Origin of the sequence: Lunatibacter salilacus, assembly GCF_009797935.1 — a bacterium.
Lineage (GTDB): Bacteria > Bacteroidota > Bacteroidia > Cytophagales > Cyclobacteriaceae > Lunatibacter > Lunatibacter salilacus.
The window spans coordinates 337,487-362,384 of record NZ_VOLC01000001.1; the positions used below are offsets into that span (position 1 = coordinate 337,487).

Consider the following 24,898-nt stretch of genomic DNA (forward strand, 5'->3'; position numbering starts at 1 on the left):
TTAATTTTATTTACCCAAATCCATGCAGACAGCCATATTAATCATTCAATGTAAAGATGACAAAGGAATTGTAGCCGCAGTCTCTGATTTTTTATATCGTTATTCCGGCAACATTATAGAAGTAGATCAGCATATTGACGGAGAAATTGGGGACTTTTTTATGCGGGCTGCCTGGGAACTGGATACCTTTGATATTCCAAAGGAGGAAATACTTTCGGTTTTTCTCGATGAAGTTGGAAAAAAGTTCTCCATGCGCTGCACGTTGGAATTTAGCGTCCCCAAACCTAGAATGGCCATTTTTGTGTCCAAATTATCTCACTGCCTTTTTGATGTACTGAGCCGATATTATTCAGGGCAATTTCAGGTGGAGATTCCCCTGATTATTTCCAACCATACCGACTTGAAACGAGTTGTCAAAGGCTTCGGTATTCCGTTTCATTACCTCCCGATCACAAAAGAAACAAAGGCTGATCAGGAACAACGCCAACTGAAACTGCTGGAGGAACATCAGATAGACTTTGTCGTTTTAGCCAGGTATATGCAGATTCTGAGTGGGGAATTTATTCGTCACTTTCCCAATCGTATCATCAATATCCACCATTCATTTTTACCAGCGTTTGTCGGAGCGAAACCTTACCACGCCGCCTATAAAAGAGGTGTTAAAATAATCGGTGCCACCGCCCACTACGTTACCGAAGAGTTGGACGCTGGCCCAATTATAGAGCAGGATGTGGCCCGAGTACGCCATCAAAACACTGTCGAGGAAATGGTACAAATGGGCCAGGATGTGGAGAAGGTAGTTCTATCACGTGCCATCAAATACCACCTGGCCCATAAGGTACAGGTAGTTGGAAACCGGACAATTATATTTACCTAAAACTTAAGAAACTCTAAGGTGATTCCCCACCTAGTAACCGGAATTATCCAAAAGTATATTTTGTATATTCCACTCCATTAATTCTTCAGCTCATCAGATTTGCTCCATTTCCACTACGATATTCCCGGACTCATCATGGATGGCAAGTTTGCTTCCCTGATACGTATAGGTGGATCCACTTTCCAGATTTTTGAGAAACGCTCGCTCTAAGGCAGAATCATCACAAGTTTCATTATCCGTATATAAGGTCGAAAATTTGATTTGTTGTTGATTGTAGGTAGCACCTCCTCTGTATTCATTGCATCCAGCGAAACCTCCAATTTCCTGATCCTCTCTAAATTCGAGAGTTAGATTTGCCAATTTTTCTTTAGATGCGGCAGCACCTGCAACATTGGTTGCTTTCCACTTATGGTCAGAAAGCTCTACCGGCTCACTGCCACAAGCGTAGAAGAAAAAAATAGATAGCAGAAAAAGTGGCATGAATAATTTTGTTAGATTCGTCATGATATTTTTGTTTAAGATTGAACTTGATCCTTAATACATAAAACGCACGGATCGGCTAAAAAGGTAGGTGCAGCTTTTTCACTAACACACTACCTGAATAAACTAGCCGCAAATACCATTCTAAAATACCAATTTGATTTTATTTTTTTAAAAGCATCTATTATTTAACTCTTCGGGGGATATCAGCCGGCAATCGGGTCAGCAATTCATAGTTAACTTGTTGGGTAGATTCCCCGAATGAGGCCACAGTTATTTCATTTCTTTTTTGCTTGCCGATAATTACCACCTCATCGCCCTTTTTTGGAGTAGAGAGGTCTGAAATATCTACTGAAATTGTATTCATGGTTACTGTACCCACTACAGGGAGAATTTTTCCGTCAATCAATACCTTTCCAAGATTACTCAAATTTCTACTGAATCCATGACTATAGCCTATCGGAACCAAGGCAATCGTCATGTTACGGGAAGCCATATAACTGTTTCCATATCCAATAAAACTACCCATCTTCACCTTTTTGATACTCATGATACTACTCTTCCAACTAATGAGGCGTTTAAGTGGATTTTTCATGTCTGCATCCAGCTGCTTGAAATTTGCCATATAGGTTTCCTGACTTGGCCAAAACCCATATTGGGCAATGCCTATCCGAACCATGTCCATAATAGTTTCTGGATAACTGAGGGATGCCGCTGAACAAGCCGTATGATAGGTTTCGAAAATCACCCCATTTTCCTCAAACCATGCTTTATATTCCAGGTATTTGGTTATTTGGGATTTTACACGCACATAGTTAGCTACACTCTCGGCACCCGCATAGTGGGTACATAGTCCCTGTAGCTCCAGATGATCTCTGCTTTTTTCGATTCGTTTAAGCAGTGTTTCTCTTTCCTCCCATTCGAACCCAGTCCGGTGAAATCCAGTCTCCACTTCGATATGAACCCTTGCCTGCTTGTCAAGTTGCTTTGCTACCTCGATCGCCGCTTTCAGGCGGCCAAACTCGAATACATAAAACCCAATTCCCCTCTCAATGATCCAAGGAAGCGATTCCTCATCAAGCATTCCCATAATCATGATTTGACTTCCCTTTGTGGAGGCATTAAAAACCCGAACAGCTTCATCGGTGCTAAAGGTACTAAAATGCCGTATTCCGTTGCTCTCTGCTATGGTTACAATATTCTCAATACCGTGCCCGTAGGCATTGCCTTTAACAACAGAAGAAATGATAGTTTTTTCGCCAACTTGGTTTCGGATAAATTGAATGTTTTGCTTGTAGGCTGTCTTGTTGATTTCAATGTAAGAGGTGTGGTCCATTTGTCGGATTAAAAATTTATTTTTCGTACCACTTCGGAAAAAAGATTCACCCCAGTTGATATCACATCATCCGGAAAATCATACGTGCCTTCATGAAGTTGGGGGTGTTTTTTGCCTGCACCCAAGCCAAAAAGGAGGGTATTGGTAACGCTGGAAAAATGACCAAAATCCTCCGACCAGCGGAATGGAGTCCTGATGTGTTTGGTTTTTAATTTAAGGTCTTTAGCTGACTCGTTGACATACTCCCAAGCTTTTTCTTCATTGACTACCGCCTGAAAATGATCACGAAACGATACGGAAACCTCCAACCGATATTCCTTTGCAATAAGCTCAACCAATTTAGTAGCAAATTTGCCGAGCCTCTCTAATACATCATCGTCATACGTCCGAATTGTGGCCATAACTTTTGCTTCCCCCGGGGTGGTTCCGAAAGCAACTTCGCCCAAGACTGCATGTATGACGGTAATCATTGAAAACTCTGAGATGGATTCAGAGAGCCTTTCCAGGCCAATTACTGCTTTACACATCGCTTCAGCTGGGCTGTTGCCATCTTCAGGATGCGCTGCATGGCTGGTATTTCCCGTAAAAGTTATGATCATTCCTTTAGATGCTGCCGTAAAAGCACCCTTTTTCAAGACGATTTGGTTTTTGTCGTACCCCGGTAGATTGTGAAGGGCAAAGGCAAAATCTGGAACAATTTTTTTGAAATTTTCTGAGTTCAACACTTGGGAGGCTCCTTCTCCCGTCTCTTCTGAAGGCTGAAATAAAATTACAACGCTTCCATTTAAGGGTTTTTCCTGTGAAAGCACAATGCCCACCCCACAGAGTATTGCCATATGTCCATCATGGCCACAGAGATGCGATACTCCGGGTACTTGACTAATGTGCTTGATCGCACCATGCTCCAAAATAGGCAAAGCATCCAATTCAGCTCGTAGAAGGGTGACTGGACCCGGATTGCTCCCTTTATAAACGACAGCAAAGCCATGTCCCCCCAAATCTTCAATAAATTCATCGGGGTTTAAATTCTTAAAGAATACCTTTAGCCGTTCAGAAGTAGCTGCTTCCTCTCCAGAAAGCTCTGGATAGCTATGAAGTTCCTTTCTAAAATTGGTTAGGTGGGCAATTTCTGATTTATTCATGAAGTTATTTGATGTTATGTATAAACGATGCTTAGTAGATAGGTTGTAGCAACTCACAATTCAGCCAGTTATTTGGATTAGGGCAATTTTGAGCATAGTGACCGATTTCCGAATCCCTGCAAACGCCCGGATAGTCGCCAGTCAGGCCTTCCAAATCCTGAATTAACTGAAAGTGAAGGTGTGAAGGCCAATTTCCATTCTCTTTTTCCTCTCCCAAGTGACCTAATATTTCACCAGCCCTTATTTGTTTACCTGGATAAAATAGACCTAGGTCCGCTTTTGCCAAATGGCCGTATAGGCTGTAGATTTTATTACCCCGCAATACATGTTCCAAAATGACCGTAGGGCCATAATTTCCAAAACCTGCATTATCTTGACAGCTGTGAATTACCCCCTCAACCGGACAAAAAACGGATGAGCCAGCAGATGCCCAGATATCTACACCTAGATGAATATTGCGGAAAATGGCTGAATCTGTCGCAAATACATGACTTCTGGTATATATTACCCGATTTTCCAAATACCCCCCAAGCCCATATTTTTTTTCCTGACTTTCTCTCAGGCTATCCACGTAGCTGCAAAATTGCTGACTATCGGCTAAATTCACTTGATTTAAGGCTTCATTATCCTTGCTAAGGTCAATGGCAATGGCATTATGCGCACCCAATTCCTCACCCATGACCGGGAAAATAGGCTTATCAGTCAATATTTCTGTCATACTTATCATGTATCGGACAATATAAAGAAATTTTGGCTAGCAGCCGGTACCGAGTTCAATTAAACGAGGGTTAAAAAAATAACTATTGTCGGATTGAAGGGGAAAAATTACCTTTGAAGCTTGAAATAAATCGATAACTAATGATAACAAGTACTTTTCCCACCCTAGAGGATATTCAGGAGGCAGGTGTTAGAATTCGGCATATGATTCATAATACACCTATCCTGACCTGCTCCGCTATTGATAGTCTTGCAGGCTGTGAAATATTTTTCAAATGTGAGAATTTTCAAAAAGTGGGTGCTTTCAAAGCACGTGGTGCGGCGAATGCAGTCTTAAAGCTATCCGAAAAGGATAGAAAAAAAGGAGTCGCGACGCATTCCAGTGGCAATCACGCAGCAGCTCTTGCAAGGGCCGCTACTCAGGCGGGGATTCCTGCTTATATTGTGATGCCTTCTTCGGCTCCGCAAATCAAAAAGAAAGCGGTGCAGTCCTATGGTGGACAGATCACTCTCTGCGAACCAACTTTGGCTTCTCGGGAAGCTACCCTCGCTCAGGTGGTAAATAAAACTGGGGCCACTTTTATACCTCCTTTTGACGATATTCATGTAATTGAAGGACAGGCAACCTGTGCATTGGAAATGTGGGAGGAGCATATTCCTTTTGATGCCATCATTGCGCCAGTTGGAGGAGGAGGGTTATTGGGAGGAACTGCGCTCACTACCCATTATATCTCTCCAAACACTAAAGTAATTGGGGCTGAACCGGAGGGTGCAGATGACGCCTACCGCTCTTTCCAAGCCAAAAAACGTATTCCTCTCTCCACTCCCAACTCCATCGCTGATGGTCTGCTGACTTCTTTGGGGGAATTGAATTTTGAGATTATTCAAGAATTCGTATCCGACATTCTAACCGTAAGTGATAGGGAAATCATAGAAGCCATGCGGTTGATTTATGAGCGAATGAAAATTATTGTGGAGCCCAGCTGCGCAGTGCCACTCGCTGCTCTACTAAAAAACAAGGAGCAATTTCATGGTAAAAAGATAGGGATTATTTTGTCTGGGGGGAATGTTGACTTATCCAAGCTCCCCTTCTAAGCGTAAAGTTCTAAGACCTTCGCTAAGGTATAATCCACTTCTTCTTTGGTGGTAAACCTACTAAATGAAAAACGAACTGATTCTCTATTAGGATCGCTACCTAAAGCTTGAAGCACATGGGAACCCAATGTGGCTCCACTACTGCATGCAGAACCCCCAGAGACAGAAATGCCACCCAAGTCCAAATTAAAAAGTAGCATGCCCTGATTGGCTTCCGATGGAGGGAAACTGACGTTGAGTACAGTATAGAGGCTTGATTCCAAGTTTCCTGACAGCCCGTTGAAAATTACACCCGGCAACCGTTTAACGAGTACATTTTTAAAATACCGCTTGATTTCCTTGATGTGGGTTTCATGAGCTTCCATTTCCTGATAGGCCAGTTCCAAGGCCTTGGCCAGTCCGATAATTCCATATACATTCTCGGTTCCTCCCCGCATATTTCGCTCCTGAGTGCCTCCATGAAGAAAAGGCCGAATTTTTTTATCTTTCCGGATAAATAAAAAACCCACTCCTTTTGGTCCGTGGAACTTATGCGCGGCTCCTACCACGGCATCCACGGGTAGTGTGTTCAAGTTGTGCGCATAATGCCCCATTGTCTGCACAGTATCGGAGTGAAAAAATGCCCCATGCGATCTACACAATTCACCGATTTTTTCAAGGTCACTGATGTTACCTATTTCATTGTTTCCATGCATCAAAGACACCAAGCTATGCGGAGTTTGCTGCAGAAACGTGGATAATTGATCCATGTTTAGATTTCCCTGTGAATCTACCTCCAATAACTTTAGTGGAATTCCCATGCGTTTGGAACATTTTTCTGCGGTGTGTAATACCGCATGGTGCTCCAAAGGCGACGAAATTATCTGCTTCAATCCAAAGGTTTCAAGCGCACCGGATATAGCCATATTGTCAGCCTCTGTACCACCGGAGGTGAAGCATATTTCTCCGGGACTAACCAGCAGGATATTAGCGACGGTTTTTCTTGCTTTTTCGATGGCAACCCGAACTTCCCTCCCATGCTTGTGAACGGAAGAAGGATTTCCATAGGTGCTCCTTAGAAAGGGCAACATCGCCTCGAGAACCCGCTCGTCAAGAGCAGTAGTAGCTGCGTTGTCGAGATAAACCGTTCTTTTAAACTCCATAATCAAATTTTACCAAAATGCCACGCTTACACGGACTCGGCAATTACCTCTTTAATATCCAAAATGATTTTATTGGCTAAGTGTTCGGCCGTGGCCAAGGTTTCAGATTCAGAATAAATCCGGATTATAGGTTCTGTGTTTGACTTGCGAAGGTGTACCCATTCTTTTTCGAATTCGATTTTTACACCGTCGATATCGTTGATGGGATGTTTTTTGTATTTCAATTTTATGGCATCCAATATTCTGTCTACGTCTATATCCGCCGTAAGCTCAATTTTATTTTTTGAAATATGATAATTAGGGTAAGATGCCCTCAGCCTACTTGCCGTTTTTCCAAATTTAGCCAAATGGGTAAGGAATAAACCAATACCTACGAGCGCATCTCTACCATAATGCGACTCTGGATAGATCACGCCACCATTGCCTTCTCCCCCAATTACGGCCTGCACCTCTTTCATTTTCTTGACTACATTGACTTCCCCGACCGCCGAAGCATGATACTCACCTCCTCTTCTATTGGTAACGTCCTTCAGTGCTCTCGTGGAACTGAGGTTTGATACGGTGGACCCGGGCTGATTTGAAAGGATATAGTCAGCCACAGCAACGATCGTGTATTCCTCTCCAAAAAAACTCCCATCCTCATTAAAAAATGCCAACCTATCCACGTCCGGATCCACCACTATACCCAGATCATAATTACCGTTTTCAAGTTTCATCGCTATGTCCCTCAAATTTTCCGGTAATGGCTCAGGATTGTGGGCGAAGTTGCCGGTAGGCTCACAGTACAACTCTTCTACTTGAGCAACCCCTAATGCTTTCAGTAGTTTGGGGATAACAATGCCGCCGGTTGAATTGACACAATCCACCACGATTTTGAAATTCCTTGCAGCAATAGCCTCTTTATCGACCAATCTTAAATTAAGAACGTGCTGAATGTGCCGGTCGAGATAATCGTCTATAGTGGTATATTTACCGAGTTTCTTTACCGTCACAAAGGTAAAGTCTTCCTTATCGGCCTTTTCCAATACCTCCTTACCGTCAGCATCAGAGATAAATTCCCCATCATGTTGAAGCAGTTTGAGTGCATTCCACTGCATAGGGTTATGGCTTGCGGTAATGATAATACCCCCTCCAGCCTTCTCCTGAGGGACAGCTAGTTCCACCGTAGGTGTGGTACTTAGACCCAGGTCAACCACATCTATACCAAGCCCCTGTAGGGTAGCGGTCACGAGTTGGGAAACCATCTCTCCTGAGATGCGGGCATCTCTCCCGATTATTATTTTTGGATTTTGCGTCTTCTCTACAATCCAAGAGCCGAAAGCCGCCGCAAATTTTACAATGTCCAAAGGAGTAAGGCTTTCTCCACTTTTACCTCCTATGGTTCCCCTGATGCCAGAAATTGACTTAATTAATGCCACTTAAAATTGGTTAGTTAGCTGTAAAAAAACTTATATCGTTACACTTATTTAAATTTGGCGAGGACCTTGTCCACTTCGTTGTCCGGATTGCCACAGGCAGACCCATCATCTACGTTTTTCCCGCAGTACCCACATGTGCCACCGTCTTTGTTAAGGTAGGGATTTTGTGAGGCGCATGTGCCTTTAAATTCACCATTTTTCAAAAAGATCAGCCTAACAGACATCATGATGAAAAACAACGCTACAAATCCCAAGGTTAAATATACAGTTGTCATATCAAATTTATTTCTACAAATTTACGCATTCCTTTTAAAACGTTATTACAATCTTATTAGTTTCCCATCAGCCATGACCGAAAAGAAAGATAGAAACAAATCCCTGGCCGCCTTCGAGCATTTGCTCACCATCATGGAAGAATTGCGGGAAAAGTGCCCGTGGGACCGGAAACAAACACTTGAAAGTCTCAGACATCTGACGATAGAGGAAACATTTGAGCTTTCAGACGCTATTCTGGAAAATGACCTGCCGGAAATTAAAAAGGAACTTGGTGACATTTTATTGCATCTTGTCTTTTATGCCCAAATTGGTTCTGAAATGGAGTCCTTCGACATAGGGGACGTAATCCAAAGCCTGAATGAAAAACTTATTCGAAGACATCCCCATATTTATGGTGACGTAGAGGCCAAAGATGAAGAGGCTGTAAAACAAAATTGGGAAAAAATCAAACTTCAAGAAAAAGGTGAAAAGAATAAATCAGTCCTTGGTGGAGTTCCCAGTTCATTACCCGCCCTAATCAAAGCCATGCGTATTCAGGAAAAGGCACGTGGAGTAGGATTTGACTGGGAGGAGCCTAACCAAGTGTGGGAAAAGGTGGAAGAAGAAATGCAAGAATTTAAATCAGCCTTTAACGGCGGGGGACCTAATATAAACAAAGAGGAAGCTACTGCTGAGTTTGGTGATCTGCTTTTTTCACTTATCAATTATGCCAGGTTTATTGATATCAATCCGGAAGAAGCCTTGGAGCGGACAAACCGAAAATTCATCCATCGCTTTCAATACCTAGAAAAAGCTGCGGCCAATGCAGGGAAAAAACTTGATCAAATGACCCTTGCTGAGATGGATCGCTATTGGGAGGAAGCTAAAAATCGAAAGTAAAACAAAAGTTAAAAACTATCCGATCGATTAAGGAAACCTAGAAATCAACAACTAATATTTTTAAGAAGATTTTTGCAAATTTCTGAGTTATTGGCTTGATTTTTATTGCGATTTTTCAACGCCAATGTATATACATTCTCATTTACAGAACTTTATCCACAAATTGTATTTTTCAAACATTATCATATCTAACTGTTTTCCAGTAAATTAACATGTTACCGAATTGTCATGTGGATAAGTGTTGACAAATGTGGATAAATAGTACTTGTTTTTGCCATTAGTGGCAATGGATAAATTTAGGGCAGGTTTTGGAAAAAGATTAACCCTAAAATATCCCAAACTGGTATTTAATCTCCCATTTATTTCCCAAAAATATTTTTCCTTGAAGGAATACTTTTTATTAAAAATTTACAAACATTCCGTAGTTTTTTTCCATCCACCACTAAATGATACCATGACACAAAACATGCTTGCTTATAGCTATGGCATACCTTACAGGTATTTTAAAATTTCATCCATATAATCGCGGTTATTGGAAAGACGGGGCACCTTATTCTGCCCACCCAATTTTCCTCTGGATTTAAGCCAGTTGTCAAAAGTACCTTCCTTGGCGAAATGAATGATGGGCGGGAGGAGTACCATATCCTTATATCGTTTGGCATCATAATCAGAGTTGAGCTCACGAAGTGCAGCATCCAATTTTAATTTGAACAATTCTTCATCAGCAGCGGCCTGCGCAAATTCAATTACCCACTCATGTGCTCCTTGATTTCCACGATCTTTAAAATAGATTGGTGCCGCTGTGAAATTTTTGATCGCAGCGCCTGTCTGCAGACAGGCGGATTCAATGGCTTGCTCTGCATTTTCCACAATGACCTCCTCCCCAAATGCATTGATAAAATGTTTAGTGCGGCCGGAAATTTTAATCCGGTAGGGTTTGAGGGAGGTGAATTTTACTGTATCCCCTATTTTATACCTCCATAAGCCTCCGTTGGTAGAGATGATAATGGCATAATTGGTATGCAGTTCGACATCTTCCAAAGGGATGACTTTAGGGTCGTCACTTTCCCAATCTTCAAGAGGGATAAATTCATAATAAATCCCATAATCCAGCATCAGTAGGAGTTCATCGGAATCCGTCTGGTCTTGTATACCAAAAAATCCCTCTGAGGCATTATACGTCTCCATATAATGCATTTTGTCCGATGGTATCAGGGTTTGAAAGAGGCTTTTGTACGGCCCAAATGCCACTGCTCCATGAAAGAAAACCTCAAGATTCGGCCACACTTCCGAAATATCCCGCTTCCCGGTTATTTCCAAAACCCGCTCCAATAGTACCAATGTCCACGTGGGTACTCCCGTCAGACTGGTAACATTTTCCTTAATTGTCTCATGGGCCATTTTGTTGATCTTTTCTTCCCATTCGCTCATCAAGGCAGTCTCTAGGCTTGGCGTTCGCGCAAACTGGGCCCACATCGGCAAATTTTGCATGATCACAGCAGAAATGTCCCCATAGAAGCTGCTGTGATTTTCATCGAAGTTATTTACTTGGTTACTCCCTCCTATGGTCAGGCTTTTCCCGGTGAAAAGTTTTGTGTCTGGATAATTGTTAATATAAAGGGACAGCATGTCTTTGCCTCCTTTGAAATGACAATCCTCTAGGGATTCTTGGGAAACGGGAATAAATTTACTCCGCGAAGAGGTAGTGCCGGATGATTTGCTAAACCAAACAATTTCCGATGGCCAAAGTACATTTTGGTTACCCTTCATTGTCTCCTCTATATACGGAGTCAGTTGTGTATAGTCGTGTACCGGAACCTGCCGGGCAAAGTCCGCATAGGTTGTAATATGGGAAAATCCGTACTTTTTCCCAAATGCGGTTCCTTTAGCTGTGGTGACCAGCTTAAATAAAATCTCTTGCTGTACCTCCAAAGGCTTTGCCTTAAACCGGTCTATTTGCCCTATCCTGTTTTTTAGGATCCAGGTCATAAATGAATTGATGACTTCCATAGGTAAACGTGGGTTAAATTTTCCGCTTTAGTTCAAAATGTTTACCAAGGTAAACTTTCCTAACTTGCTCATCGGCGGCAAGCTCTTCGGCCGTTCCTGCCTTAAGAAGCGTCCCTTCAAACATCAGATAGGCGCGGTCAGTTATTGACAGGGTCTCGTTTACATTATGATCGGTAATCAGAATGCCTATATTTTTATCTTTCAGTTTGGCCACAATGGATTGAATTTCTTCCACAGCAATTGGGTCCACTCCCGCAAATGGCTCATCCAGTAGGACAAATTTAGGATCAACCGCCAACGCCCTGGCAATTTCGGTACGCCTTCTTTCGCCTCCCGACAAGACCATACCCAGGTTTTTGCGAACATGTGTTAAGCTGAATTCTTCCAGCAGGGTTTCCATTTTCTCCTTCTGTTCTTTCTTTGGCATCTTTGTCATTTCCAAGACGGCCAAGATGTTTTCTTCCACGGAAAGCTTCCTAAAGACAGAAGCCTCCTGCGCCAGATACCCGATGCCCAACTTGGCCCGCTTATACATCGGAAGCGGCGTGATTTCTTTGTTATCCAAATATACCTTGCCTCCATTAGGCTTTATCAGTCCTACTATCATATAAAATGATGTAGTCTTTCCCGCACCGTTTGGACCTAGCAGCCCAACGATTTCACCTTGCTCCACCACTACAGATATGTCATTGACGACACGCTTTCCTTTGTAAATCTTGACGAGGTTATCTGCCTTTAAAATCATGTACTAATCAAATTTAATATCCTTCACATAGAGTTGGAGACTGCTTGTATTCCGAAATGTATTTTCTCTCAGCTCAAACGCCATATTGAACCTCATTTTACTATTAAGAAAATCGAAATATTCGCCAAATCCGAAACCTATACAAATCGGGCGGGTCTGCTGCCCATCCTGAATAATTTCAAACCGTAGGTGTTTTTCCTTTAATATCTTGACATTTTCCGCATAGACCTGATTGACGCAGAATATGGGTTCAGGGTTGCCTGGACCAAAGGGAGCCATCTGCTTTAGGATATTATAAAACTTATAGTTGATCTGATCAAGAAGCAACTCGTCGTCAATTTCCAAAGTAGGCTTGAGGTGCGTTTCGTGAATACGTTCGCTTACCACCTGTTCGAATTTTGCCTGAAAAGCCGGAACGTTGGCAACCGACATGGTCAACCCAGCAGCATATTTATGCCCTCCAAATTGATCCAACAATTCGCTACACTCCTGAATAGCTTCATAAATGTCAAAATCAAACACAGAACGGGCACTGCCCGTTGCTTTATTATTGGATTCTGTCAAAATAATGGTAGGTCTGTAATAGCGCTCTATGCAGCGGGAGGCTACGATACCAATAACCCCTTTGTGCCAGTCTTCCTTAAAAAGAACGGTGCTTCGAAAAATCCCTTCTGACTCGCGCAACTCTATCATCTGAAGGGCTTCTTTAGTGATGTTTTCGTCAAAGTTTTTTCTTGCGGCATTGACGTCTTCCACGAGCTCCGCCCTTCGTACGGCTGTCTCCAAGTCCTTGGAAATTAGTAATTCCACCGATGCCTTGGCATGCTCTATCCTTCCGGATGCATTGATGCGTGGACCAATTTTGAATACGATGTCAGTAATGTCTATATCTTTTTCCAGCTTTCCCTTTAAAATCAACGCCTTTAGACCCGGACGAGGGTTGTTGTTAACCCTATCTAGTCCATAAAATGCCAAAATTCTGTTTTCTCCGGTAATAGGTACAATGTCTGAGGCTATACTTACAGCCAACAAGTCCAAATAAGCGTACAAGTTGGTAGGGTTTCGTTGTGTCATTATGGAAAATGCCTGAATCAGTTTAAATCCAACCCCACATCCACTAAGCTCTTTATATGGATACAAACAATCTGTCCGCTTTGGATCAAGAATGGCAATTGCTTGAGGCAGTTCATCTCCGGGAGTGTGGTGGTCACAAATGATAAAATCCACCCCCAATGTATTGGCCAAATCAATTTTGTCAATGGCTTTGATCCCGCAATCCAATGATACGACTAAGGAGAACCCGTTCTCCGCAGCATACATCACACCTTTGTCGGAGATTCCATATCCTTCTTTATACCTGTCAGGAATATAAAATCCGATATTATCATAAAATTCTTTTAAAAACCCATAAAACAAGGCTACAGAAGTGGTGCCATCCACATCATAATCCCCGTAAACAAGAATTTTTTCACCGTTCGAAATTGCCAAAATCAACCGATCAACGGCCTTGTCCATGTCCTGCATCAAAAATGGATCATGCAGTTTATCCAGATCGGGCCTAAAAAAGTCCTTGGCTTTTTGGAAATTCGTCACCCCCCTATTTGCAAGCATGTTAGCCAAAGTGGGATTCACATTGATTTCCTGACTGAGAAATTCAACCGTGTTGAAATCGGCCTTTTCTTTTATTCTCCATCTAAAGTCCATAAGGCTAAATTACAAAAGATTGAAGCTATACAACTTATATATCGACAATAATATTGAGCTTCCTAAAAATGAAAAACATAAACAACGCAGCACTAATAGATTATCGTTTTCCTACAGTTGTCTCGTCCATGACGGATTTCAGCGGAACACGTTTGCCGTCTTTGTACGGTACAATCCAGGTCTCCTTCACGCCGATTTTTCGAAGGTACCTTTTCAGCTCATCCGCCTTTTCATAGTCTCTAAACTGGCCTAGAACATATTTATTAAACCCATCTTCCTTGACCAATTCCAAATCCGGACTATCAGCAACCATCTCGCTGATGTCATGGTCTTCAAAGGCACCAAATTGAACCCGAAAAGCAATTCCCTGATCCCATTCATTGGTTTCTTCCCTAGTTTCCAATTCGGAAAGTTGTTGGCGAAATTCTGAAAGCTGTTGACTTAATCTTGCTTCTGTCTCCCGGGTCCGTTGGAGGCTGTTGTCCCTTTCACGCAGTGTGCGAAGCAAGTTTTCAGTTTCAGCGGTGAGAGAATCCGTACTTGCGGAAAACCTGGCCTTATCCTCGAGCAACTTTTTGAAATCCTCAGGAGGCATTTTACGTTTCATCTTCTTATAGGTCCTTCTTTCAGGTTTGTCAAGCTGGGCAAAAGAAGTTCCGGAATAAAATAAAAATAATGCCAGCAGGGCAGGTAAAAACAGAAATTTATAGGTTCTCATACACATTTATGATTTTCAGTGAATACATAAAAACGAATCATTTGCCTACAAATTACAAAAAATAATGAAGTAATCCCTTTTATCCAAAATAAAGACGGGTATCAGAAGAGTAAAATCGATAATAAAGTAAAAGAAGGACCCACGGCATAAACACTGAGGGCCCTTTAGTGAACGCAAATTTACTTAAGACCTCCGATCATGTCCTCGGGCTTTACCCAATCGTCAAACTGCTCATTGGTCAACAGACCGAGTGAAACAGCCGCTTCCCGAAGACTTGTTCCTTCCTTGTGTGCCTTTTTGGCAATGGAAGCTGCATTTTCATATCCCAAATGGGGATTAAGTGCCGTAACCAACATGAGGGAATTTTCCAAATGTTGCTTTATAAACGGAACATTTGGTTCTATTCCCACTGCGCAGTTCTCAGTAAAAGAAACACAGGCATCGCCCAGAAGTCTCGCTGAACTTAACAAATTATTTACCATCATGGGTTTGAATACGTTGAGCTCGAAGTGGCCGTTTGAGCCTCCGATGGATAGCGCTACATCGTTACCCATCACTTGGGCACAGACCATGGTCATTGCTTCTACCTGGGTGGGGTTTACTTTGCCTGGCATGATGGAAGATCCGGGTTCGTTTTCGGGGATAAGAATTTCTCCGATTCCAGAGCGGGGACCAGAAGAAAGCATCCGAATATCGTTAGCTATTTTCATTAAGCTAACAGCCAGTTGCTTTAAAGCACCGTGTGTTTCTACCATCGCATCATGAGCCGCAAGGGATTCAAATTTGTTTGGTGCAGTGATAAAAGGGTTACCCGAAAGCTCCGCTATCTTCTCTGCTACTTTTTCTGCATACCCCTTAGGCGTGTTCAGTCCGGTTCCCACCGCCGTACCGCCCAGAGCAAGTTCCGACAGGTGAGAAAGCGTATTTTTTATGGCACGAAGCGCATGATCCAGTTGGGCAACATATCCGGAAAATTCCTGGCCCAGGGTCAATGGAGTCGCATCCATAAAATGTGTGCGGCCAATTTTCACTACCTGCATGAAATTTTCAGATTTTTCCTTCAGGGTGTTTCTCAGCAGCTCTACGCCTGGAATAGTTGTTTCCGCCACCATTTTGTAGGCCGCAATATGCATGGCCGTTGGAAAGGTATCATTGGACGACTGGGATTTATTGACGTCGTCGTTTGGATGAATGGATTTCTTCTCATCAGTGAGCGTCCCTCCCTGACGGACATGGGCTCTGTTGGCCACCACCTCATTCACGTTCATATTGGATTGAGTACCTGATCCCGTCTGCCAAATGACGAGGGGAAACTGCTCATCCAAGTCTCCAGCAAGAATTTCATCACATACTGCTGCTATATTTTGGGCTTTTTGTTCATCAAGCACCCCTAATTCCGCATTCGTTAATGCGGCTGATTTTTTTAATATAGCAAATGCATGTATGATTTCGATAGGCATTTGGTGTTTGGCACCACCGATTTTGAAGTTATTGATTGACCGCTGCGTTTGGGCACCCCAATACTTGTCGGAAGGAACTTCAACGGGCCCCATCGTATCTTTCTCTATTCTATATTTCATCTGTTTATAATTTGATTTTTAACGGTCAGATGGAATCTCGCAACGATAATCATCCCACTGTGTGACGTTTTCGTCATGCTCGATTTCATGGTATTTATTTTAATGAGTAATGTTTTAGGACGGCTAAATTACAATCTGACGGCTAGAATCCATACCCTACGGGTTAAAATCTAGCTTAACGGGGATCATTCGGCTGGAGGTCCAGCATGTGATGCAGTGCTTTTTGGCTTTGTTTCACCTTACGCATAAAATGCATACTGGAAAACCAATAATTGCCCATACCAGCAACTAGACATAATGCGGCTAATTTTAGATCAAGCTGCAAAGTCAAGAAAAACAGCATCATAAAAAAAGTGGCTACAATCCAAAATCCGAGAAAAAAAACAGTACTTGGGAAAAAACTATAATGAAGAAAAAGGATACATCCCTTTCGGGTGGTCTCTACCTTACCCCGAATTAGTGGGATAAAGCTGTCGGCATTTTCGGTTTTGAGAGAAAGATGAAAGGTGTCGTTGTGAACAGTACCGTTGAATAGATGCTTTTCATGGGATTCGAATGATATCGGATCCAAATAATTCATTTCCCTTGTCACTCGCAAAGCTTTCTTCATCACCTCCTCGGCCGGAAGTGATGACACCAATATTTCACTATATGTAGGAGAGATCCTCACCATAAAACAACCGTCAGTTCTGTAATATAGTTTAACCTTTCACGGCAATACAGGAAATCTCCACCTGAACGTCTTTGGGAAGCATACTTACTTCCACGGTTTCCCGGGCAGGCGGATCTGATTTAAAGTATCTACCATAAGCCTCGTTTATTGTTCCAAATTCATTCATATCCCGGACAAAAATGGAGCATTTTACCACGTCCGAAAACGTATAATCGGCTGCCTGAAGAATTGCGTCCAGATTTTTCATTACAGCATGCGTCTCCTCGGTAATATTCTCATTGACTAATTCACCGGTCTCAGGGTCAAGTGCTATCTGGCCGGATACAAAAAGGGTGCCATTCACTTTGACCGCTTGGCTGTAAGGGCCGATAGGTTTTGGAGCAGTGTCCGTATAGATGATTTCTTTTGCCATTGGGAAAGATTAATGCTGATATTTCATCAAATAACGAATAAGAAACGCAATATTAAAAGAACAATCCCAAATATTGGTCCGATACTATAATTAAACAACAGTTTCCACCAATTTGAACCCCTCCCCGTGGAGTGTAACGATCTGCATGTTTGGATCTTCTCGTAGCAACTTACGGATCTTACTTAGGTAGACGTCCATACTTCGAGCATTAAAATAACTGTCATCGCCCCAAATTATCTTAAGCGCGTGGGACCGACTAACTGTCTGATTGAGCTCCGATGCAAGCAATCGAAGTAATTCGTTTTCTTTGGAAGTGAGCTTATGCTCTCCGGAGGGACTCTCCAGCATTTGCCTGTCATAATGCAGGGTGAAGTCACCAAATGTATACGTTTTGAGAGATTTAGTTTCTACTTTGGTCGCAGTACGTCTCAGTATCGCCGAAATTCTGAGCAGCAATTCCTCCATGCTGAATGGCTTGGTGATGTAATCATCCGCTCCGATTTTCAACCCTTGTATGACGTCATCTTTGAGATTTTTTGCCGTAAGGTAAATAATCGGAATGTTTTCTTCCACTTTTTTTATCTCTTTCCCTAGTGTAAAACCGTCCTTTTTAGGCATCATAACGTCCAAAATACAGAGTTGAAAAGTGTCTTTCTTGAACCTATTCCATGCCTCTTCTCCGTCCTTGCAAAGCAGCGTATCATACCCCTTCATATTCAGGTATTCATGTAAAATATCCCCTAAATTGGGATCGTCTTCAGCTAATAAAATTTTTGTTTTACTCATTGTTTTTTTGGTAAAATGATGGTAAACGTACTGCCTTTGCCTGATTCACTTTCCACTAGGACTGTTCCTTTATGCGCCTCTACCATGGTCTTAACATAGGAAAGGCCCAGTCCAAAACCTTTCACGTCGTGAAGGTTACCTGTGGGCACCCTGTAAAACTTATCAAAAATCCTTTTCAACGAATCCCTGTTCATGCCTATGCCCTTATCCTTAAATGCGATGTGGACCGTATCCTCCCGTTCTTCTATTTTCACCTGTATTTGAGGAGATAGTGGTGAATATTTGTTTGCATTATCAAGCAAGTTGTTGATAATATGATTAAGATGAAACACATCCGCTTCAATTTCAAGTTGGTCAACGGTGGAAATGACTTCAATACTCCCCCCTCTATTTTCCACTATCAATCCAAAATGAACGCATGCGGAATCAATTAATTGGTCAATATTAACCTTTTCAAATTTTAGCTTAAAATCTTTCTTGTCCAACGCCGCAGCCTGCAATACCTGCTCTACTTGGGTACCTAATCGCTTGTTTTCCTCCTTTATGATTCCCAAATACCTGTTTCGGAATGATTCCTGATACCCAATGTCCGGATCCTGCAATGCTTCTATAGCCAAACTTACAGTAGAAATCGGCGTCTTGAATTCGTGCGTCATGTTATTGATAAAGTCATTTTTTATTTCCGAGACTTGCTTTTGGTGAATGATCACCCGAATGGCATAAATAAAGCAGTAAATGATTATTCCCAAAAACAGCAAAGAGCTCAATAAAGGGACCCAAATCTGTTTAAATAAATAGTTTTTCTCATTTGGAAACTTAACTACCAAAAAACTATTTACTCCCATCAGATCGCTGGGAAACAACTCAGCCCGGATAGTGCTCTCTTTTAAGGGGGCTAGGTCGTTTACCGGTCCGATCGTCACCAAATCAGCGGTATTGCTGAGAATACCAAGTTCGAAGGGTTCATCAATCCCACGCTTTAACAGCTGCGATCGTATCTCTGCCTTTACCATACCCGTGTCTATTCGAGCCAAGATATTCTGTTGGCCGGGATTTAATAGCTGATGAACTACCTCTTCCACAAGGGCAATTTTCCAATTTGTTTTGACGATCGTCTGCGCTACATCTCTTGACACATTATATTCTTCCACCAAAAGTGCCTGCCTGCTCGAAGCATAATTCCTTTTACTGGCAAACCTGTCCTGATTGTCAATAAATTCAAGCCATTTTTCCTTTTCCTGTAGGTAAATGGCCATTTCATCCGGAGTGAACACAGAAGAAGCTGCTAAAGGAGGCATCAAAAAGTATTTTTCTATGTCCCGAAAATTCTTAGGCTCACCTTCTTTGGTAGCTATCAACCGCTGAAAGGTGGAAGAAATCTGAGGCATGGGCTGACTGAACATTGAATCCACCATTGACGGTCGCTGCATTGCAATGGGCCTCCGTCTAATTCGTACCTCAATTGGCTCTATTTTTTGAAACAAAGCCCGTTGTAAAGTCGTGTCCATTGCCAATGAGTTCCTCAAAATATCGCTGGTCTCTCCTTTTTCCAATTTGTCTGACGTAGCCGCAAGAGCCTGAAAAACGTTTTGCTGGAACCGCTCCTGGTTGATTTTCAATAGGTTGCTTACCCAATACAACTGAAATCCCAGTAGACCCAGGCAGCCCAAAGACATCATGAGTATGATGATTTTAATATTGGTTTTTGACATGAAGCAAATTTAACAGATATGGAACAGATAATGAGTCCGTTAACTTATTTTAACACAACAGCAAGTAGTATATAGAAACAAAGATGGGACAGAAAACAATCCCTTGGGTTTGGAATTTTGTTTTTCTGCCGCGTTTCGGGGTTTTTTGTTTTACAGGCAATATCTATCTTTGTCCATTCAAAAATTGAACCATGGAAATTAACGATCAATCTTACAGGATACAGGGAGTATCTCTAACCGATCTGGCCAAGCAATACGGCACTCCGCTCTATGTCTATGACGGAGAAAAAATTCTTAGCCAAGTGGAGGCAATTAAAACTGCGTTTTCCACGGTCAAACTCAAGATAAAATACGCCACCAAGGCGCTTTCTAATATCAATATCCTAAAACTGATGAAGCAAGCCGGCACTGGCGTGGATGCAGTTTCGATTGAGGAAGTACACCTTTGCCTACATGTGGGGTTTGAGCCTCAGGAAATTATGTATACACCAAACTGTGTGGACTTTGCGGAAATTCAGGAAGCAGTGGGACTGGGCGTGATGATCAACATTGATAGCATTCCCATGTTGGAACATTTCGGAACAACCTATGGAGGGAAAATCCCGCTATGTATCCGGCTGAATCCCCACATCCTTGCGGGTGGTAATGCGAAGATTTCTGTCGGCCATATTGACAGTAAATTCGGCATATCCATTCTGCAACTTAAGCATATATTGAAAGTAGTCGATGCCTATGGCTTGCAGATCACAGGTCTTCATGTACACACAGGATCGGATATCCTCGATGCGGATGTTTTCTTAAAAGGCGCCGAAATACTTTTTGAAGCCGCAAAAGAATTTAAGGATCTTACCTTTTTGGATTTCGGCGGTGGATTCAAAGTGGGATATAAAACCGGAGACGTGACCACGGATATAATGGATGTAGGCAATAAAGTCTCGCAGGCATTTCAGGAATTTTGCGGCGAATATGGGCGGGAACTTGAGATATGGTTTGAGCCTGGCAAATTCCTTGTCAGCGAATCCGGTTACCTGCTAGTGTCCGCTACTGTGGTCAAGCCAACGCCCGCTACTACTTTTGTAGGCGTAAATTCAGGGCTAAACCATCTTATTCGGCCCATGATGTACGATGCCTATCACGAAGTGATCAACATCTCAACTCTTACCGGACCTGAACGTGTCTATACTATTGTTGGGTATATCTGCGAAACAGATACCATCGCAGCCGACCGTAAATTGAAAGAGGTGAAAGAAGGTGATATTTTGGCCATCAAAAATGCGGGAGCATATGGTTTTAGTATGTCTTCCAACTATAATTCGCGACTTAGGCCCCCGGAGGTTTTATTGCTGAATGGTAAAACTCATTTGATCAGAAAGCGGGAAACATTTGAAGACCTCCTGAGAAACCAAATTTTAGTGACAATGGACTAGCACTGCAGCTTAAGCCTCTACCGAATTGATATCGGATAGAGGCTTTTTATTTCGCACATTTTTTCATTCTTATATAAAAAGCCCCATAGCCTGATATAATACATCTATATCACTTCTGTACACAAAAAATTGTAATTAAATTTTTATTTCAAATTTTTAGAAAATAATAGCACAATTATTTTTGTCAATACCGATATTATTCCATTTATTATAGGAGTTAAGATAGATTTGAAAATATCATTAAGGTGTATTTAAAAAACATAAAATAATATTTTAAATCTTGAAATACAGAAAACTCACTTTGTAAAACAAAAAAATAGGGAAATGATACGTCTCCGTTCGCCAATTCTTCATTTATAGTGAAGTATTTAGAATATGGAGACAATAGAATTTCAAGGCAGACAAGGGTAAAAGCGGGCAAATTCAATTGACCCAGTTAAATAGTGTGGTAAGGATTCCTTTGACAAAAAATTAAACGCAACAAAATGTCACTAATGGCAATCAAATCAAAAGCAATAATGCAAATCCAACTGGATCAAAATGACGCGGAAAAGATAGGGGAAGATCTCTTGGAGTATGCTGAGACTCTTTGCGAGGCATTGGGAATGGATAACCAGAAGATTATGAAGGAGATGACAAGTAGTGATCTACCCCATTTGTTTAGAACCTTTAACAGCTATTTTGGCGAATATATCGAATTGTTAGATACGGACAATACAGTTCTTAATAAATGATAATGACTGAAAAACAGCAAAAACCTATGTATTCTTAGGGAAGGGCTAAACTTTATTTATCAAATAAACTTTTGGAAAGCTTAGCTATTTTTTGAACAAGTTAGGATACTTTTATCTTATTCAATCAGAATCATAGTATTGGATAAATGGGAAAAACCATCCGTCTTATTTTAGGCGACCAACTAAATAGCTCTCATAGTTGGTACCAAAATGTTTCAAAAGACAATCTGTATGTAATGATGGAAATCCGACAGGAAACGGATTATGCCCACCACCACATACAAAAGGTTCTGGCTTTCTTTACAGCGATGAGGGGCTTTTCAGACCGGCTAAAGGCGAATGGGCATGAAATCCTATACCTTCAGTTGGATGATCCTAAAAACACCCAGACGCTTACCGACAATCTGAACTGGATTATAAAAGAGAACGACGGGGACAAATTTGAATACCAACTCCCTGATGAGTATCGCTTAGATACCCAATTGACAGATTATGCCAAAGGCCTTTCTATTTCTTCCGAATTTGTCGATACGGAGCATTTTTTGACACAACGCAGTGACCTGAAAAAATTCTTTAGCGGCAAAAAGACATACTTGATGGAGTCGTTTTACCGGCATATGCGTCGGGATTTTGATATTCTGATGGATGGGGAAAACCCTTCTACCGGAAATTGGAACTATGATGCGGAAAACAGGTCAAAACTAAAGGATACTTCCATACTGGTGGGCCACCCAGATCAACCAAAAAAGGTGGAACAGATGCATCAAATGGTTGAAAAGTCAGGTGTATCTACCATCGGTGAAATTTCAAATAAGGGATTGAATTGGCCGTGTACCCGTGAAGAAGGGATAGAATTGCTCAATTATTTTTGTGAGGAATTGCTTCCATTTTTCGGCAGGTATCAGGATGCCATGCACACTGATGATCCGTTTCTATTTCATAGCAGGTTGAGTTTTGCCTTGAATACAAAGCTTCTTCACCCTCTGGAAGTAATCCATGCAGTGGAGAATAAGTGGAAACAAGACCCAGAAAGATACGGAATCGCCCAGGTAGAAGGATTTATCCGACAGATATTGGGGTGGCGGGAATATATGCGGGGGATATATTGGGCTGAAATGCCGGATTTTGCAGACCATAACTTCTTTGGACACAAAACACATCTTCCCGGGTACTATTGGTCTGGTGACACCCTTATGAACTGTATGTCCAAGAGTATCACCCAGTCCTTGAATCACGCATATGCCCATCATATCCAACGGCTAATGGTCACGGGAAATTTTGCCTTATTGGCGGGGATAGACCCTAACGAAGTGGACGAGTGGTATTTGGGAATTTATATTGATGCCATACAATGGGTAGAGATAACCAATACCAGAGGGATGAGTCAGTATGCTGATGGTGGAATTGTCGGTACCAAACCTTACGTATCAAGTGCCAATTATATCGACAAAATGAGCAATTATTGTTCAAGTTGCCATTACAACAAATCCAAAAAATTTGGAGAAAAGGCCTGCCCATTCAATAGTTTATACTGGTCATTTTACGCCAGAAACAGGGGAAAACTGGAGAGTAATCCACGCATTGGATTCGTTTACCGTACCTTGGACCGGATGAAAGACAGTGAAAAAATCCTTGCCCAAGCCGACGAATATCTGGCAAATTTGGAAAAACTGTAATCAAAACGGCAAATAACTTATATTTGCCTTTAATGAACGTCAGGATTGTACTCCTTCTTTTTTTTCTAACTGGGCTTTGTTTTGATAGTCTGGCACAAACTCAGCTAAAGCCCCTCCGGATTTACCTTACACCGGACAGTTCCTCCTATGCGGGCGTTAGGGTAAATGGGCAGGTTTGGATGCGCTACAATTACAATAATCCGGGTACCATAATTAATGGAGAAGAAGCCTCCCGTTTTTTTGACATTTCAGTGCGAAGAATTCGTTTTCAAACCTATGCCCGCCTTAATGACCGTACCAACCTGACCCTAACGCTCGGGCAAAACAACATCAATTACCTCACTGCCCGCTCCGGCGAAATCCGTCTGCTTGACTTCTATATCGACCACAAGCTACACCGATACTTGACAGTCGGTGGCGGACAGTCGGGATGGAACGGTGTGTCCCGATATGCTTCCCCACATACCGGCAGAATGTTGACGCTCGATGTACCTGCCGTGGTGATGCCCACGATCAATCAGACTGACAATATCCTGCGGAAGCTCAGTGCCTATGTGAACGGGCAATGGCAGCATTGGGACTATCGACTTATTTTTAGTCGACCCTATGCTCCTATTGCCAACACCCAAATCGGACAAGTATCCAGCTTCTCCTATGTAAAAAGCGGGGTGCAGACCGCAGCGTACATTAAATATCAGTTTTTTGAGCATGAATCCCTGGTATCTCCCTTTCATGTTGGAACTTATGGTGGTACTAAGAAAGTGCTCGCACTGGGAGCTGGGTTTGAAACTCAACAGCGGGCAATGTGGCACCTGAACGCTGCGGCAGATACAGTAATTACTCCCATGAACATGTTTGCATTGGATATATTTGGAGAATTACCGTTGGTAAACAAACAAGCCATGACTTTCTATGCAGGCTATTTTTATTATGATTTAGGACCGGATTATATCCGGGTAATCGGACTGAATAATGTCGGCGGCGGGGTCAATTCTGAAGGTACCTTCAGCGGCACAGGCAATTCCTTTCCTGCAATCGGGACAGGCCATATTGGTTATTTTCAATTGGGGTACCTTTTTGGTTTTGATAAGCGTGCGGAGAAAATACAACCCTTCGTTTCCGGCCAGTACGCAAATTACGATGGATTACAAGGACCGATGACCTTTTACGAGGCAGGCATCAACTTACTGCTGGATGGGCAGCGGTCCAAACTAAGTTTGGCATTTCAGAACCGTCCGGTCTTTGACCATAACCCACTGCATGGTATTCAGCAAGTAGATCGAAGGAGTACAGTGATTCTGCAATATCAGATCCGGCTGGAGTAAGGTATATTTATCAGCCAATAGCATATCATTAGCT

Annotated in this window: 23 protein-coding genes; 7 read left to right on the forward strand and 16 right to left on the reverse strand. The window is 42.2% G+C overall.

The genetic code is table 11. The features are described from left to right. The first annotated feature begins 22 nt into the window (after positions 1-22). On the forward strand, positions 23-877 hold the full coding sequence (gene purU, locus FQ608_RS01395; protein WP_158856010.1) for a formyltetrahydrofolate deformylase: 855 nt from the start codon (positions 23-25) through the stop codon (positions 875-877). A 93-nt stretch (positions 878-970) separates the two neighbouring features. Here purU and FQ608_RS01400 read toward each other — a convergent pair whose 3' ends face one another. The 4 genes from FQ608_RS01400 to FQ608_RS01415 form a co-directional block, all read right to left on the reverse strand. After that, positions 971-1,381, reverse strand: coding sequence for an META domain-containing protein (locus tag FQ608_RS01400; RefSeq protein WP_158856011.1), 411 nt, complete (start codon positions 1,379-1,381; stop codon positions 971-973). Positions 1,382-1,541: 160 nt separating this feature from the next. Beyond that, positions 1,542-2,693, reverse strand: coding sequence for an alanine racemase (gene alr / locus FQ608_RS01405; RefSeq protein WP_158856012.1), 1,152 nt, complete (start codon positions 2,691-2,693; stop codon positions 1,542-1,544). Positions 2,694-2,701: 8 nt separating this feature from the next. Beyond that, positions 2,702-3,835 carry an amidohydrolase gene (locus tag FQ608_RS01410; RefSeq protein WP_158856013.1) on the reverse strand — a complete coding sequence of 378 codons (1,134 nt, stop codon included), beginning with the start codon at positions 3,833-3,835 and terminating at the stop codon, positions 2,702-2,704. 31 nt (positions 3,836-3,866) lie between these two features. Beyond that, entirely contained in the window at positions 3,867-4,553 is a 687-nt protein-coding gene (locus tag FQ608_RS01415; RefSeq protein WP_158856014.1) for a peptidoglycan DD-metalloendopeptidase family protein, read from the reverse strand. A gap of 140 nt (positions 4,554-4,693) precedes the next feature. Here FQ608_RS01415 and FQ608_RS01420 point away from each other — a divergent pair, with 140 nt between their 5' ends. Continuing rightward, complete coding sequence (locus tag FQ608_RS01420; protein ID WP_158856015.1) at positions 4,694-5,647, forward strand: pyridoxal-phosphate dependent enzyme; 954 nt, start codon at positions 4,694-4,696, stop codon at positions 5,645-5,647. Here the strand turns inward: FQ608_RS01420 and FQ608_RS01425 are convergent. The 3 genes from FQ608_RS01425 to FQ608_RS01435 are packed head-to-tail and all read right to left on the reverse strand — an operon-like array spanning position 5,644 to position 8,482. Then, entirely contained in the window at positions 5,644-6,789 is a 1,146-nt protein-coding gene (locus FQ608_RS01425) for a cysteine desulfurase family protein (protein ID WP_158856016.1), read from the reverse strand. The genes FQ608_RS01420 and FQ608_RS01425 overlap by 4 nt on opposite strands. A gap of 26 nt (positions 6,790-6,815) precedes the next feature. Then, complete coding sequence (gene glmM / locus FQ608_RS01430) at positions 6,816-8,207, reverse strand: phosphoglucosamine mutase (protein ID WP_158856017.1); 1,392 nt, start codon at positions 8,205-8,207, stop codon at positions 6,816-6,818. Between the two features lie 44 nt (positions 8,208-8,251). After that, the gene (locus tag FQ608_RS01435) at positions 8,252-8,482 is read right to left on the reverse strand and encodes a hypothetical protein (RefSeq protein ID WP_158856018.1); all 231 of its coding nucleotides are present in this window, start codon (positions 8,480-8,482) and stop codon (positions 8,252-8,254) included. Between the two features lie 73 nt (positions 8,483-8,555). Between FQ608_RS01435 and mazG the strand changes: the two genes are divergently transcribed. After that, positions 8,556-9,362, forward strand: a complete 807-nt coding sequence (mazG, locus tag FQ608_RS01440) for a nucleoside triphosphate pyrophosphohydrolase (RefSeq protein WP_158856019.1) — start codon at positions 8,556-8,558, stop codon at positions 9,360-9,362. A gap of 492 nt (positions 9,363-9,854) precedes the next feature. Here the strand turns inward: mazG and FQ608_RS01445 are convergent, their stop codons facing one another. The 9 genes from FQ608_RS01445 to FQ608_RS01485 all read right to left on the reverse strand — a co-directional run bounded on the left by FQ608_RS01445 (position 9,855) and on the right by FQ608_RS01485 (position 19,702). Continuing rightward, entirely contained in the window at positions 9,855-11,372 is a 1,518-nt protein-coding gene (locus FQ608_RS01445) for a GH3 auxin-responsive promoter family protein (protein ID WP_158856020.1), read from the reverse strand. Between the two features lie 13 nt (positions 11,373-11,385). Next, positions 11,386-12,117 (reverse strand): LPS export ABC transporter ATP-binding protein, encoded by a 732-nt coding sequence (gene lptB / locus FQ608_RS01450; protein WP_158856021.1) that lies wholly within the window; start codon positions 12,115-12,117, stop codon positions 11,386-11,388. A 3-nt stretch (positions 12,118-12,120) separates the two neighbouring features. Beyond that, positions 12,121-13,821, reverse strand: coding sequence for a single-stranded-DNA-specific exonuclease RecJ (recJ, locus tag FQ608_RS01455; protein WP_158856022.1), 1,701 nt, complete (start codon positions 13,819-13,821; stop codon positions 12,121-12,123). Positions 13,822-13,921: 100 nt separating this feature from the next. Next, on the reverse strand, positions 13,922-14,539 hold the full coding sequence (locus tag FQ608_RS01460; protein ID WP_158856023.1) for a hypothetical protein: 618 nt from the start codon (positions 14,537-14,539) through the stop codon (positions 13,922-13,924). Between the two features lie 179 nt (positions 14,540-14,718). Then, on the reverse strand, positions 14,719-16,119 hold the full coding sequence (gene fumC, locus FQ608_RS01465; protein ID WP_158856024.1) for a class II fumarate hydratase: 1,401 nt from the start codon (positions 16,117-16,119) through the stop codon (positions 14,719-14,721). Between the two features lie 175 nt (positions 16,120-16,294). After that, entirely contained in the window at positions 16,295-16,792 is a 498-nt protein-coding gene (locus tag FQ608_RS01470) for a hypothetical protein (protein ID WP_234364003.1), read from the reverse strand. A 28-nt stretch (positions 16,793-16,820) separates the two neighbouring features. Then, a complete protein-coding gene (locus tag FQ608_RS01475; RefSeq protein ID WP_158856025.1) occupies positions 16,821-17,204 on the reverse strand; it encodes a RidA family protein in 384 nt (127 codons plus the stop codon). A gap of 90 nt (positions 17,205-17,294) precedes the next feature. Beyond that, on the reverse strand, positions 17,295-17,990 hold the full coding sequence (locus FQ608_RS01480) for a response regulator transcription factor (RefSeq protein ID WP_158856026.1): 696 nt from the start codon (positions 17,988-17,990) through the stop codon (positions 17,295-17,297). After that, positions 17,987-19,702, reverse strand: coding sequence for a sensor histidine kinase (locus tag FQ608_RS01485; RefSeq protein WP_158856027.1), 1,716 nt, complete (start codon positions 19,700-19,702; stop codon positions 17,987-17,989). Before FQ608_RS01485 ends, FQ608_RS01480 begins: the two co-directional genes overlap by 4 nt. Before the next feature lie 191 nt (positions 19,703-19,893). On the opposite strand from FQ608_RS01485, the gene lysA reads away from it, so the two are divergent. The 4 genes from lysA to FQ608_RS01505 all read left to right on the forward strand — a co-directional run bounded on the left by lysA (position 19,894) and on the right by FQ608_RS01505 (position 24,864). After that, entirely contained in the window at positions 19,894-21,129 is a 1,236-nt protein-coding gene (lysA, locus tag FQ608_RS01490) for a diaminopimelate decarboxylase (RefSeq protein WP_158856028.1), read from the forward strand. Between the two features lie 494 nt (positions 21,130-21,623). Beyond that, the gene (locus FQ608_RS01495) at positions 21,624-21,863 is read left to right on the forward strand and encodes a hypothetical protein (RefSeq protein ID WP_234364004.1); all 240 of its coding nucleotides are present in this window, start codon (positions 21,624-21,626) and stop codon (positions 21,861-21,863) included. Between the two features lie 146 nt (positions 21,864-22,009). Further along, the gene (locus FQ608_RS01500) at positions 22,010-23,539 is read left to right on the forward strand and encodes a cryptochrome/photolyase family protein (protein WP_158856030.1); all 1,530 of its coding nucleotides are present in this window, start codon (positions 22,010-22,012) and stop codon (positions 23,537-23,539) included. 32 nt (positions 23,540-23,571) lie between these two features. Beyond that, a complete protein-coding gene (locus FQ608_RS01505) occupies positions 23,572-24,864 on the forward strand; it encodes a hypothetical protein (RefSeq protein WP_158856031.1) in 1,293 nt (430 codons plus the stop codon). Positions 24,865-24,898 lie beyond the last annotated feature (34 nt).